This is a genomic window from Arenibacter palladensis (genome assembly GCF_900129275.1).
Taxonomy (GTDB): Bacteria; Bacteroidota; Bacteroidia; order Flavobacteriales; family Flavobacteriaceae; genus Arenibacter; species Arenibacter palladensis.
The window spans coordinates 129,498-141,786 of the sequence record NZ_FQUX01000004.1 but is presented as its reverse complement, the minus strand read 5'-3'; the positions used below and the strand labels follow the sequence as shown (position 1 = coordinate 141,786).

16 protein-coding genes are annotated in these 12,289 nt (G+C 39.4%); all 16 read left to right on the top strand.

Features of this window, described 5'->3' with window-relative positions:
- The first annotated feature begins 11 nt into the window (after positions 1-11).
- The 16 genes from fabG (at position 12) to BUA60_RS12800 (ending at position 12,205) form a co-directional block, all read left to right on the top strand.
- Positions 12-755: a flexirubin biosynthesis SDR family reductase FlxB gene (fabG, locus tag BUA60_RS12875; protein ID WP_072862279.1), complete on the top strand. Its 744-nt coding sequence runs from the start codon at positions 12-14 to the stop codon at positions 753-755.
- A gap of 17 nt (positions 756-772) precedes the next feature.
- The gene (locus BUA60_RS12870) at positions 773-1,996 is read left to right on the top strand and encodes a beta-ketoacyl-[acyl-carrier-protein] synthase family protein (RefSeq protein WP_072862277.1); all 1,224 of its coding nucleotides are present in this window, start codon (positions 773-775) and stop codon (positions 1,994-1,996) included.
- Between the two features lie 2 nt (positions 1,997-1,998).
- A complete protein-coding gene (locus BUA60_RS12865; RefSeq protein WP_072862275.1) occupies positions 1,999-2,241 on the top strand; it encodes a phosphopantetheine-binding protein in 243 nt (80 codons plus the stop codon).
- Between the two features lie 17 nt (positions 2,242-2,258).
- Positions 2,259-3,140, top strand: a complete 882-nt coding sequence (locus BUA60_RS12860; protein ID WP_072862273.1) for an LpxL/LpxP family acyltransferase — start codon at positions 2,259-2,261, stop codon at positions 3,138-3,140.
- 163 nt (positions 3,141-3,303) lie between these two features.
- Positions 3,304-4,230 carry an NADPH-dependent FMN reductase family protein gene (locus BUA60_RS12855; RefSeq protein WP_072862272.1) on the top strand — a complete coding sequence of 309 codons (927 nt, stop codon included), beginning with the start codon at positions 3,304-3,306 and terminating at the stop codon, positions 4,228-4,230.
- Complete coding sequence (locus BUA60_RS12850) at positions 4,230-5,360, top strand: dialkylresorcinol biosynthesis protein DarB (protein ID WP_072862270.1); 1,131 nt, start codon at positions 4,230-4,232, stop codon at positions 5,358-5,360. The genes BUA60_RS12855 and BUA60_RS12850 overlap by 1 nt, the downstream gene beginning before the upstream one ends.
- Positions 5,361-5,798 carry a hotdog family protein gene (locus tag BUA60_RS12845; protein ID WP_072862268.1) on the top strand — a complete coding sequence of 146 codons (438 nt, stop codon included), beginning with the start codon at positions 5,361-5,363 and terminating at the stop codon, positions 5,796-5,798. It begins immediately after the preceding gene.
- A 68-nt stretch (positions 5,799-5,866) separates the two neighbouring features.
- Positions 5,867-6,259, top strand: coding sequence for a hotdog family protein (locus tag BUA60_RS12840; protein ID WP_245802548.1), 393 nt, complete (start codon positions 5,867-5,869; stop codon positions 6,257-6,259).
- 84 nt (positions 6,260-6,343) lie between these two features.
- Entirely contained in the window at positions 6,344-6,745 is a 402-nt protein-coding gene (locus BUA60_RS12835; protein WP_031442859.1) for a flexirubin biosynthesis protein DarG, read from the top strand.
- A gap of 3 nt (positions 6,746-6,748) precedes the next feature.
- Complete coding sequence (locus BUA60_RS12830; protein WP_072862266.1) at positions 6,749-7,750, top strand: BtrH-related acyltransferase DarH; 1,002 nt, start codon at positions 6,749-6,751, stop codon at positions 7,748-7,750.
- Between the two features lie 8 nt (positions 7,751-7,758).
- Positions 7,759-8,502, top strand: coding sequence for an ABC transporter ATP-binding protein (locus BUA60_RS12825; RefSeq protein ID WP_072862264.1), 744 nt, complete (start codon positions 7,759-7,761; stop codon positions 8,500-8,502).
- Complete coding sequence (locus BUA60_RS12820) at positions 8,495-9,763, top strand: ABC transporter permease (RefSeq protein ID WP_072862262.1); 1,269 nt, start codon at positions 8,495-8,497, stop codon at positions 9,761-9,763. The genes BUA60_RS12825 and BUA60_RS12820 overlap by 8 nt, the downstream gene beginning before the upstream one ends.
- Complete coding sequence (locus BUA60_RS12815) at positions 9,741-10,190, top strand: acyl-CoA thioesterase (RefSeq protein WP_072862260.1); 450 nt, start codon at positions 9,741-9,743, stop codon at positions 10,188-10,190. The genes BUA60_RS12820 and BUA60_RS12815 overlap by 23 nt, the downstream gene beginning before the upstream one ends.
- A complete protein-coding gene (locus BUA60_RS12810) occupies positions 10,183-11,331 on the top strand; it encodes a beta-ketoacyl-[acyl-carrier-protein] synthase family protein (protein ID WP_072862258.1) in 1,149 nt (382 codons plus the stop codon). The genes BUA60_RS12815 and BUA60_RS12810 overlap by 8 nt, the downstream gene beginning before the upstream one ends.
- Positions 11,328-11,951 carry a 3-oxoacyl-ACP synthase gene (locus tag BUA60_RS12805; RefSeq protein ID WP_072862256.1) on the top strand — a complete coding sequence of 208 codons (624 nt, stop codon included), beginning with the start codon at positions 11,328-11,330 and terminating at the stop codon, positions 11,949-11,951. Before BUA60_RS12810 ends, BUA60_RS12805 begins: the two co-directional genes overlap by 4 nt.
- Positions 11,948-12,205 carry a phosphopantetheine-binding protein gene (locus tag BUA60_RS12800; RefSeq protein WP_031442852.1) on the top strand — a complete coding sequence of 86 codons (258 nt, stop codon included), beginning with the start codon at positions 11,948-11,950 and terminating at the stop codon, positions 12,203-12,205. Before BUA60_RS12805 ends, BUA60_RS12800 begins: the two co-directional genes overlap by 4 nt.
- The last annotated feature ends 84 nt before the right edge of the window (positions 12,206-12,289 follow it).

Genomic DNA, 12,289 nt, shown 5'->3' with positions numbered 1-12,289 from the left:
TAACTAAATAAATGAGCGAAAAAAAGAAATTTGCACTGGTAACCGGAGGTTCAAGAGGAATCGGAAAAGCTATATGCCTGCAGCTCGCACTGGATACCGAGTATAAGATTCTAATAAATTATAAAGACAACGCATCGGCAGCACAGGAAACCTTAAATGAAATAGAAGAAATTGGCGGGAGTGCCGAGCTTATTCAGTTTAATGTAGGTGACAACAAGGATGTACAAGATAAATTGGACCTTTGGCATGAGACCAACAAAGACGCGATAATAGAGGTAATTGTCAACAATGCCGGGATTACCAAGGACGGACTTTTCATGTGGATGAAATCTGAGGATTGGAACAATGTCATCAATACCAGTTTAAACGGTTTTTTCAATGTTACCAATCACCTGATCCAAAAATTATTGGTTCATAAATATGGCAGGATCATAAATATGGTTTCAGTATCCGGCCTTAAAGGTACACCGGGACAGGTTAATTATTCTGCTGCAAAAGGAGGAATAATAGCAGGCACAAAGGCATTGGCCCAGGAAATAGCAAAAAGAAACATCACCGTTAATGCAGTGGCCCCAGGCTTTATAAAAACAGATATGACCGGTGATCTTGACGAAAAAGAGCTTAAAAAAATGATTCCTATGAACCGTTTTGGGGAAGCAGGGGAGGTTGCCCATTTGGTTTCCTTTTTGGCATCCAAAAAGTCATCGTATATTACGGGCGAGGTCATAAATATCAACGGAGGAATATATTCTTAAAAATAATACAAGGAAAAATGAAGAGGGTCGTAATTACAGGTATGGGAATATACTCTTGTTTAGGAAAAAACTTGGACGAAGTCAAAGAATCACTATACAAGGGAACTTCAGGAATTGTTTATGACGAAAAACGCAAGGAATTTGGATATCGCTCCTGTTTAACGGGTATGGTAGAAGAACCAGACCTAAAGGATTTGCTCACTAGAAGGCAACGACTAAGTTTGGGCGAAGAAGGAGCCTATGCATATATAGCCACATTGGAGGCCTTAAGAAATGCAGGTATATCCCAAGAGTATATAGATAATAATGAAGTTGGCGTACTATACGGTAATGATAGCACTGCCAAATCTGTAATAGAATCCATAGACAAACTAAGGGAAAAGAAAGATACTACTTTAGTAGGTTCCGGTGCCATTTTTAAGGCCATGAACTCGTCCGTAACCATGAACCTCTCTACCATTTTCAAATTAACGGGAATCAACTTCACCGTAAGTGCGGCATGCGCAAGCGGATCGCATGCCATAGGTATCGCCTATCAATTAATTAAAAGTGGGCTTCAAGATTGTATCATATGTGGAGGAACCCAAGAAATCAATGAATTGGCTATGGGAAGTTTTGATGGCCTTGGTGTATTTTCTGTCAACGATGTAGCACCAGGGGCCGCCTCCCGCCCATTCGACAAAAGTAGGGACGGATTGGTACCTAGCGGAGGGGCAGCATCCCTTATAGTTGAAAGCTATGAATCCGCTAAAAAAAGAAATGCTGTTATTTTAGGTGAAATTATTGGCTATGGGTTTTCCTCCAATGGGGATCATATCTCTACTCCAAACGTTGATGGACCTACATTGGCCATGAAAAAGGCTATAGACCAAGCCCAAATAAAACCTAGTGAAATAGATTATGTAAATGCCCATGCTACTTCCACTCCTGTAGGGGATTCCAATGAAGCCAAGGCCATATTTGCCGTTTTTGGGGATAACGGCCCCTACGTTAGTTCTACAAAGTCCATGACCGGCCATGAATGTTGGATGGCAGGTGCCAGTGAAATTGTGTATTCCATGCTCATGATGGAACATTCGTTTATTGCGCCTAATATAAATCTCGAAAATCCTGACGAAGATGCCGCCAAATTAAATCTGGTAAGAAAAACACTGGATAAAAAAATTGATGTATTTTTGTCGAATTCTTTTGGATTTGGAGGTACAAATTCAGCATTGCTAATAAAAAAAGTGAAAGATTAAAAATGAATAAAGAAGTAATTATTGATAAAATAAACAACTTTCTTATAGATGAATTTGAAGTTGATGCAGATGATATTTCTCCAATGGCCAATTTAAAGAAAACGCTTGAATTGGACAGTTTGGATTTTGTTGATTTAGTAGTGGCCATCGAATCTAACTTTAGTGTTAAATTGGTGGGGGAAGATTTCATTAATGTTATTACATTACAAGACTTTTATGACCTTATAGAGAGGAAATTAAACTAAAATATTAATCGCAAAAAATGCCAAATCAATGGAAAGGAAAGTCCAGAGGTTCCGTTTTAGGTTATAAGATTTTTGTTTTCTCCATTAGAAGGCTTGGATTGGGATCGGCCTATTTTATTCTATATTTTGTCGCCTTTTATTTTTGCTTTTTTGCCCCTGCAAGTACCAAGTCCAGCTATTATTACTTTCGTAAAAGACTTAAATACGGCACCCTAAAAAGTATTGTATCCATTTACAAAAGCTATTATGTCTTCGGGCAGACCATTTTGGACAAAGTAGCCATTTCCTCCGGTCTAAGAAATAGATTCACCTACCATTTCGACGGAATAGAGCATCTAAACGAAACCTTGGCCAACAAAAAAGGTGGAATTCTGATCAGTGCCCATTTGGGCAACTTCGAAATTGCTGAATTTTTTCTGGACGAATTGGAAGGGAGCGCCACTATTAATTTACTTACCACAGATGCAGAGCATAGAGCAATAAAGGAATACCTTGACAGGTATATTAAGAAATCATCTACCAAGTTTATCATCCTACAGGACGATCTTTCCCATATCTTTGAAATGAATGCCGCCTTGGCAAAAAATGAAATTATTTGCATGACCGGGGATAGATATGCAACTACGGCCAAGTTGATGACCGCTCCGATTTTGGGTGAACAAGCACAATTTCCTTCCGGTCCTTTTTTAATGGGATCCAGATTAAACGTACCGGTCCTTTTTGTATATGTAATGAAGGAAACCAATAAACACTATCATCTTTACGCCAGAAAAGCAGATTTTAAGAAGAGGGATGCCGAAGGATTATTAGCCAATTATATTAAAAGTATGGAATGGATAATAGAACAATATCCATTACAGTGGTTTAACTATTTTGATTTTTGGGGTTCAAAAAACTAAGTATGGTTAGGATAACACTAAGTTTTGGTTACATTATCCAAATCTGGCACCGATCCAAAAATTAAAATTAAATTTGAACCATGCCAAAAGTCAAAATGAGGGCCTTTTAGGACTAACAAAATGACCATCTTGGCGGTGTTATAATGAATATCAATAGCTTACCATGAAAGAAGTTCTTATAGTTTATTACTCCCAATCCGGGCAGTTGTTGGATATTGTTCAAAATTTAGCCTCTTCTATAGAAGGGAAGAACGTAAATATCACCTATTATAGGATAAGTCCCGAAAATGATTATGAATTTCCCTGGAAACAGGATGATTTCTATGATGCATTTCCTGAATCCTTCCTACAGATACCCTGTGAGCTAAAGCCACCAAAGGCCGATATCCTTGAAAGGAAATATGACCTCATAATTCTTGGTTACCAGGTTTGGTATTTAACCCCTTCCATACCCATTAATTCTTTCTTAAAATCCGATGTTGCCAAGAAATTATTAGACCAGACACCGGTAGTTACGGTAATTGCCTGTAGAAACATGTGGTTAATGGCACAAGAAAAAATGAAACGCCTTCTGGTTGCATGTAATGCCAAGCTCGTGGGCAATATAGCTCTAGTAGACCGCCATATAAATCATATAAGCGTTATTACCATAGTACATTGGATGTTAGGAGGAAAAAAAACCAAGTACCTTGGCATTTTTCCAAAACCGGGGGTTTCCGACGAGGATATAAAAGCTTCTGAAAAATTTGGCATGCCTATCCGTAAAGCGTTATTAAATAATGATTACACCAACTTACAGGATGAATTATTAAAATTGGATGCCGTTAAAGTAAAACCCTTGCTGATACAGACGGACATAAGAGGCAATGTTTTGTTTACGAAATGGGCCAACCTTATCATAAAGAAAGGACCTTCGGGCAATCCGAAACGAAAAAAATTGCTGGTTTTGTTCAAATATTATTTGTTATTTGCAATTTGGGCTATAGCTCCAATAGTTTTTATTGTATTTTTGGCGACTTACATACCTCGGTACAATAAAATTAAAAGGGATAAAGCATACTATTCATCCGTTAGTTTAAAGAACAATTAATGAAAGACGTTTATATTACCAGGATTGCCAAGTTCTTACCTAATGAACCCATTGACAATGAACAAATGGAAGAAAAATTGGGCATTATCAATGGTAAGAATTCCAAGGCTAGACGTATAGTCCTGCGGAACAATCAAATTAAGACCAGATATTACGCCATAGACGCAGATGGAAACATTACCCATAACAATGCCCAACTTACCAAGGAGGCCATTGAGCTTTTATGTGACGACACTTTTACGACCAAGGACATAGAACTCCTTTCTTGTGGTACCAGTAGTCCCGATCAAATATTGCCATCGCACGCTTCTATGGTACACGGCTTTTTAAAAAACGGAAATTTAGAGGTTAATTCCCCATCAGGGGCCTGCTGTTCAGGAATGAATGCCTTGAAATATGGTTTCTTGGCAATTAAGGCGGGGCAAGTGTCCAATGCGGTATGTACTGGGTCGGAAAGAACCTCAACTTGGATGAAATCCGATATTTTTGAAACTGAGGTAGAACACCTGAAGGAGTTGGAAGACAACCCCATATTGGCCTTTAATAAGGAATTTTTGCGCTGGATGCTTTCCGATGGTTCGGGAGCTGTATTGTTGGAAAGCGAGCCTAAGGGCATTGCTTTAAAAATTGAATGGATGGAAGGGTATTCCTATGCCTTTGAAATGGAAACCTGTATGTATGCCGGTGGTGATAAATTGGAAAATGGTCATTTAAAACCATGGAGCGAATATCCTGCCGAAGAATGGGCCAACAAATCTCTTTTCGCCATGAAGCAGGACGTTAAACTCCTAGGAGAGAACATATTGGGCAAAGGAGTGGACAGTCTAAAAATGGCTATGAACAAGCACCATATCACTACCGCAGATATTGACTATTATTTACCACATATCTCTTCCTATTATTTTAAGGAAAATTTATACGAGGAATTAAAACGACAGGGGGTAGAAATACCTTGGGAGAAATGGTTTATGAATTTGAGCAAGGTTGGCAACGTGGGTGCAGCCTCAATATTTGTGATGCTAGAAGAATTGGTAAGCTCAGGACAATTGAAAAAGGGAGATAAAATTTTGTTGCACGTACCGGAAAGTGCTAGGTTTTCGTACTCCTATGCATACCTAACGGTTTGTTAAATGAATTTATTAAAACAAACAATAGACGACAAAGGGCTAATTGAAGATCTGATCCCCCAAAAGGCGCCTTTTGTAATGGTAGACAAGTTGATTCACTTTTCCAAAGAAAAGGTAATTACCGGTTTTACACCAACGTTGACCAATCTGTTTGTGTACAATAATAAATTTATGTCTGCCGGACTAATTGAACATATGGCACAATCTGTAGCACTTCACACTGGGTACCAATATTTCCTGAAAAATGAGCCTGCCCCAACTGGTTATATCGGGGCCATTAAACTGGCCGAAATATTGGAGTTACCAACCGTAGATCAAGAACTAATAACAACTGTCACTATTCTACATGAGATCTTAGGTGTTACTTTGGTTAAGATCCAAGTAACCTGTAATGACAAAATTATGGCAAATAGCGAAATGAAAACCGTATTGGCAAACTAAACTAATTGAATACAGCCCGTTCACATATAAACATACATAAGTTTTTGCCCCATAGAGCGCCAATGCTCATGGTCAACAAAATAATCGACCTTAACAAGGAAACGGTGACCACGGAATTTAAAGTAACCGAAGATTGTATCTTTGTAAAGGACAATAAGTTTACCGAATCAGGGATTATAGAAAATGCCGCACAGTCATGTTCCGCGATTGTTGGGCAAGATTTCTTTGCAGCGGATGATCTTGAAGGGGAAGGCAATAGTGTAATTGGATTTATTAGCGGTATTAAAAGGGCAAACATTTTTCTATTGCCCAGAACAGGAGACACCTTAACTACCAAGGCCAAACTCCTATCCAATTACAGTTCTGGAAATTTTAGCATATGTACTATGGAATGCAAAATATATACAGAGAAGGAATTAGTGGCAGACTGCATATTAAATTTTCTGATCCAGGAAGTTTAGTTACCGCTGAGGATCGAATTTGAAAATGTATTAATAACTTTATAAGCCAGCAACCGTGGCCTGTAAATTATAAAGACCTAAGGCATGAAAAAGAATGAAGTACCACAGGACAAAAGCAATCTTGAGTCGGCCAATTTCAAAGAACTATGCTATGCCGTTGATGAAAACGGAGAATACACAACAGAATTAAGTACAGGCTGGAGTCCCAAGACCATTGCCCTTAACAATGCTATAGAAGCTTTGAACGAGCGTATTTCAGCTTCAAAACAAAGGGTAAAGGACCATAAGGTAAGTCCCTTGGAATATTATATGGAACTCCACAAAATGGATCTCCCAATCCTTGCGAGCTATGTGGGGATTTGGAAGTGGAGGGTTAAAAGACATTTTAGACCAGCCGTTTTTAAAAACCTAAATAACAAAACATTACAAAAATATGCAGATGTCTTCGATATTACGATCGAAGAGCTACAGCGTACCGATCTCTAAACAATGGAAATAGATTTTAAACACAAGCAAGCTGCACACTGCGAGAACGGTGTGGTAGCCAACTTAATGACGTACAATGGGTTTACGGTAAGCGAACCCATGGTTTTTGGTATAGGCTCTGGGCTGTTGTTTACCTATATCCCATTCTTAAAAGTTAACCATGCGCCTGTAGTATCCTATAGGGCAATGCCAGGTATTATCTTTACCCGATTCGCCACAAGGGTCGGAATTAAAATAAAACGTGAAAAATTTCGAAATGCCCAAACTGCAAAGGACAGATTGGACGAAAACCTACAAAGAAATAATCCGGTAGGACTTCAGGTGGGCGTATACAATCTACCCTACTTTCCTGATGAATATCGCTTCCATTTCAACGCCCACAATATGGTGGTATATGGTAAAAGGGATGGCATTTATTTGATAAGTGACCCCGTAATGGAAACCGTTACCTCGCTTACCGAAAAAGAACTGGAAAAAGTAAGATTTGCCAAAGGTGCCTTTGCCCCTAAAGGACATATTTATTATCCAACCGCTTTCCCTGAACAGTTACAGCTAGAAAAAGCCATTATTAAGGGTATAAAGCACACCTGTAGGGATATGTTGGCGCCCGTCCCGGTAGTTGGGGTTAAGGGAATACGGAAAATTGCCAAACTTATTCGCAAATGGCCAAAAGCCAAGGGTACCAAAATTGCCAATCATTATTTGGGACAAATTGTGCGCATGCAAGAAGAAATAGGTACCGGAGGTGGTGGGTTTCGATATATTTATGCCGCATTTTTACAAGAAGCAGGAAAATTATTGACGAACAATCAACTTTTGGAGCTATCCAAAGAAATGACCTTGATAGGTGACCAATGGCGCGATTTTGCGGTGGAGGCATCACGCATATATAAAAACAGGAGCAATTCCGTGGCTGTTGACCAGTATGATCATGTAGCCACCCTTCTTGAAGATATAGCCAACAAAGAGGAAGTTTTTTTTAAAAAACTGAAAAAGGCAATATAAAGCGGCCCATGATTCTAATATCCCATCTCTCCAAAAAATATAAAAATAACGCGGAATATTCGGTGGTGGACCTTGATCTAAAAATAGACGAGGGGGAAATTTTTGGGCTTTTAGGGCCTAATGGGGCAGGAAAAACAACATTGATCTCTATGCTAAGTTCCTTGATAAAACCTACCTCTGGCAGCTTTTCCATCAACGGACTTACCTTTCAAAAGAATGCCAACCAACTTAAACAACTTATTGGTATAGTTCCACAGGAATACGCCCTTTACCCTACCCTAACTGCCTATGAAAACTTGTATTACCTAGGTAGTATGTACGGCCTAAAAGGGAAGCAACTAAAGGAAAAGATCAATTACCATTTGGAAGTATTAGGGTTGGGAAAATTTTCCAACAAAAAATTGGACACTTTTTCTGGTGGAATGAAACGCCGTGTCAACCTAATTGCCAGCATTCTGCACGACCCCAAAGTTCTATTCCTGGACGAACCCACAGTTGGGGTGGACGTACAATCCAAAAATGTAATTATTGAAAATTTAAAAAAATTAAATACACAGGGAACCACCATTATCTATACGTCCCACCATTTGAACGAAGCAGAGCAATTTTGTACCAAAGTGGCCATTATTGACCATGGTAGGATCATCATTGAAGGAGCTCCGAAAAATCTTATTTCCCAATATCCGGAATCGCACAATCTAGAAGACGTCTTCCTGACCTTGACCGGAAAAGCACTTAGAGATCATGCATAAACTTTGGGCTTCCACATATAAGGAATTACTTCTCCTATCCCGGGACATAGGTGGATTGGCCATCCTATTTGTAATGCCTTTGGTGCTTGTGGTCACCATTACCTTAATTCAGGATAGTACTTTTAGGTCTATCAATGATAACAAAATCCCCATCCTTTGGGTGGACTTTGACAAGGGTGAGGTTTCCAAAAATATTTACGATGGGCTGGCCGAGTCCAAATCCTTTAATATTATTGACAAAGAATCCGACAGCGAGGCCAAAGAACTGGTTTTCAAAGGCAAGTATCAATTGGCCATAGTTATACCAGTCAACCTCAGCTCGGAACTGGAAAAAAAAGTAAATCTGAATGTAGAAGGCTTGCTATCCAAATTTGGTCTGGAAGAAGAAACGCCGCAAACAGAAAAAGCAGGTTTGGAGAAAAAAGAGGTCATACTTTATTTTGACCCCGCAACACAGATGGCCTTCAAAAACTCCATAAAGAATGGAATAGACAAGATGATCTTTAAAATAGAGACCCAAACTATTTACAAGGCCTTCCAATCGCAAATAACAGATGATGAAACCGAAGCAATATTCGACACCGAAAGTTTTATCACTTTTAAGGAAATTACCCCTAGTATTGGTGAAAACGAAATAATCCCCAATTCGGTGCAACACAATGTACCGGCCTGGACCTTGTTTGCCATATTTTTCATCATTGTTCCCCTGTCCATTAATATGGTCAAGGAAAAAAGCCAAGGTACCTTTGTCCGTCTAAGGACAAATCCCGTTTCCTATCTAACGGTATTAGGGGGCAAAACTGTAATATACCTTGCCGTATGTCTAATACAGTTTGGGCTAATGTTGGGAATAGGTGTTTATCTTTTCCCTATCCTAGGTCTCCCAAGCCTTGAGGTCTCTGGAAAAATTCCACTGTTGTTCCTGGTAGCCATATTTGCAGGACTTGCGGCCATTGGCCTTGGATTGCTATTGGGGACAGTAGCAAGAACCCAGGAACAATCTGCTCCCTTTGGAGCTACTTTCGTGGTTATATTGGCGGCATTGGGAGGGGTATGGGTGCCTGTCTTTATAATGCCCAATTTTATGCAGACACTTTCAAATTTATCTCCTATGAATTGGGGCTTAAATGCCTTTTATGATGTTTTTTTGAGAGATGTTGGCCTTATAGATCTTGTACCTGAACTAACATTATTATTTTTATTTTTTGTAATAACCACCTCAATTTCTATTGTGTATAATGAAAGAAAAAATGCCGTCTAATAACAAACCAGAAATAAGCTTTACCAGTGAAATTAGGGTTCGCTTTGCAGAAACAGACCCTTTGGGCATTGTGTGGCATGGGAATTATATCCAATATTTTGAGGATGGCAGGGAAGCCTTTGGCAGACACCATGGGATTGCCTATCTGGATCACAAGGCGGCCGGGTACACCACCCCGATCGTTAAATCTTGTTGTGAACACAAACTTCCATTGCGCTATGGGGATGTTGCCACTATTAAAACAATTTTTGTAGATTCACCAGCGGCCAAAATGGTTTTTAAATACGAAATTTATGACCCGCAAAACAAATTGGTATGCACCGGGGAAACCATACAGGTTTTTGTGGAAGACGAAGGAGGTTTATCCCTCACCATGCCTACATTTTTCTTGGAATGGAAACAAAAAGTTGGATTATTGAATGAATAAGACCTATCTCTCATATAACAATATTGTATCTTCCTTAGGCTTTGATAGTCCTACGGTAGTACAGAATATTCATGAGGGCTTATCCGGGGTAACATTAATTGAAGACGAAACTTTATTTCCCAATCCATTCTATGCCTCGGTCATAGATTCCGATCAACTAGGAAAGGCGTTTGAAAAATTACAACCAGCTGGTGACTATACCCGTTTGGAACAGATGATGATCCTGTCCCTGGACAAAATCATTCAAGCATCGGGAGTAGCTTTAACGGATAGGGTCGGTCTAATTCTGTCCACAACCAAAGGAAATATAGATACCTTGGATCCAAGGAACCCAATGCCTGCAGAGAGGGCCTATTTAGGTACTTTAGGGTATATAATCAAAAACCATTTTGGATTTTCTACAGAACCCATTGTGCTGTCCAACGCCTGTGTTTCAGGAATATTGGCCATTTCAACGGCCAAAAGATTCATTTCGCAAGGAACGTTCGATCAAGTTTTTATAGTTGGAGGGGATATTGTTTCCAATTTCATTCTTTCTGGCTTCAATTCTTTCCAGGCCATGAGTTCCCTGCCTTGCAAGCCCTATTGCAAGCAAAGATCAGGCATTAATATAGGGGAGGTGGCCGCCAGTGTATTGGTAAACAAGGACCAGGACAATTTACCTCCCGAAGCAGTGGAAATATTGGGCGAAGCTTCCTGTAATGACGCCAATCATATTTCCGGACCATCAAGAACAGGGGAAGGCCTTTATCGGAGTATTCTTTCTGCCTTTAAAGAAGCCAATGTAGGTCCCAGTGATATAGATTATATTTCCGCCCATGGCACCGCAACCATTTTCAATGATGAAATGGAGGCAATTGCCCTGAACAGATTAGGTCTGGACGCTGTTCCATTGAACAGCCTTAAAGGCTATTTTGGACACACCTTAGGGGCATCGGGCCTTTTGGAAACTATTATTGGCATGCATTCCCTTTACCACAATACTTTATACCCCTCCAAGGGGTTCACCGAGTTGGGAGTTTCACAACCCCTCAATATAATTACGGCACCCACTGCCAAGGATTTAAATTTTTTCTTGAAGACTGCCTCCGGTTTTGGAGGCTGCAATACAGCCGCCGTATTTAAAAAGGTTCGATCATGAAGGCCCAACATCTCAAAATAAAGGAATATTGTAAAATATCCAACAACAGGGTACTGTTGAACGATCAGTTGCTTTATGAAGACCAGGGCAGCGATTTCACCACTTTTATAAAACTTGCCTATAAGAAGATGAATACCAATTATCCCAAGTTTTTTAAAATGGATGACCTTAGCAAACTTGGGTTTCTGGCCTCGGATATTTTACTAAAGCCAATGACCCAAGATTCTGAAATATCCAAAAACATTGCCTTGGTATTTTCCAATAGTGCATCGAGCCTGCAAACCGACAGAAAGCACCAAGAGTCCATTATGGATCAGGAAAACTATTTTCCGAGTCCCGCCGTTTTCGTCTATACCTTGCCCAATATTTGTCTTGGAGAGATAAGTATTAAGCATAGACTATATTCTGAAAATAGTTTTTTTATCTTTAACCACTTTAATGCGAAATATCTACACGACTACGCGAGCAGTTTAATTGAATCTGAAAAAGCGGACGAAGTGTTGTGCGGGTGGATAAACTGTGACGTAGAGGACTATGAAGCATTTTTATACCTAGTTTCCAAGGAAGGAAGCATTGAACATAATAAAGAAGAAATAATAAAATTGTACACAACCAAATGAGCGATTTAAAACAAGAACTAAAGGAAAAAATTATTACTCAATTAAACTTGGAGGATATTGCAATTGAAGAAATTGCAGATAACGATCCCTTGTTTGGTGATGGCCTTGGACTGGACTCCATTGACGCATTGGAACTCATAGTAATGTTGGACAAGGATTATGGTATTAAACTCACCGACCCCAAAGAGGGAAAAAAAATATTTGAATCCATTGAAGTAATGGCTAATTATATTGCTGAGCACCGCACAAAATAATTCTGTTACAATCAACAGTAAAAACCAAGGTGTTTATTTACTGAATAACGATATTGGTTAGATGCAAGGAAATCTATACCTTAA

What these genes read in the sequence shown, in the direction of transcription:
- BUA60_RS12825 (WP_072862264.1), top strand. Translation starts at nt 7,759, where the DNA reads ATGATTCTAATATCCCATCTCTCCAAAAAATATAAAAATAACGCGGAA.
- BUA60_RS12810 (WP_072862258.1), top strand. Translation starts at nt 10,183, where the DNA reads ATGAATAAGACCTATCTCTCATATAACAATATTGTATCTTCCTTAGGC.
- fabG (WP_072862279.1), top strand. Translation starts at nt 12, where the DNA reads ATGAGCGAAAAAAAGAAATTTGCACTGGTAACCGGAGGTTCAAGAGGA.
- BUA60_RS12850 (WP_072862270.1), top strand. Translation starts at nt 4,230, where the DNA reads ATGAAAGACGTTTATATTACCAGGATTGCCAAGTTCTTACCTAATGAA.
- BUA60_RS12860 (WP_072862273.1), top strand. Translation starts at nt 2,259, where the DNA reads ATGCCAAATCAATGGAAAGGAAAGTCCAGAGGTTCCGTTTTAGGTTAT.
- BUA60_RS12845 (WP_072862268.1), top strand. Translation starts at nt 5,361, where the DNA reads ATGAATTTATTAAAACAAACAATAGACGACAAAGGGCTAATTGAAGAT.
- BUA60_RS12840 (WP_245802548.1), top strand. Translation starts at nt 5,867, where the DNA reads ATGGTCAACAAAATAATCGACCTTAACAAGGAAACGGTGACCACGGAA.
- BUA60_RS12855 (WP_072862272.1), top strand. Translation starts at nt 3,304, where the DNA reads ATGAAAGAAGTTCTTATAGTTTATTACTCCCAATCCGGGCAGTTGTTG.
- BUA60_RS12800 (WP_031442852.1), top strand. Translation starts at nt 11,948, where the DNA reads ATGAGCGATTTAAAACAAGAACTAAAGGAAAAAATTATTACTCAATTA.
- BUA60_RS12830 (WP_072862266.1), top strand. Translation starts at nt 6,749, where the DNA reads ATGGAAATAGATTTTAAACACAAGCAAGCTGCACACTGCGAGAACGGT.
- BUA60_RS12870 (WP_072862277.1), top strand. Translation starts at nt 773, where the DNA reads ATGAAGAGGGTCGTAATTACAGGTATGGGAATATACTCTTGTTTAGGA.
- BUA60_RS12820 (WP_072862262.1), top strand. Translation starts at nt 8,495, where the DNA reads ATGCATAAACTTTGGGCTTCCACATATAAGGAATTACTTCTCCTATCC.
- BUA60_RS12815 (WP_072862260.1), top strand. Translation starts at nt 9,741, where the DNA reads ATGAAAGAAAAAATGCCGTCTAATAACAAACCAGAAATAAGCTTTACC.
- BUA60_RS12865 (WP_072862275.1), top strand. Translation starts at nt 1,999, where the DNA reads ATGAATAAAGAAGTAATTATTGATAAAATAAACAACTTTCTTATAGAT.
- BUA60_RS12835 (WP_031442859.1), top strand. Translation starts at nt 6,344, where the DNA reads ATGAAAAAGAATGAAGTACCACAGGACAAAAGCAATCTTGAGTCGGCC.
- BUA60_RS12805 (WP_072862256.1), top strand. Translation starts at nt 11,328, where the DNA reads ATGAAGGCCCAACATCTCAAAATAAAGGAATATTGTAAAATATCCAAC.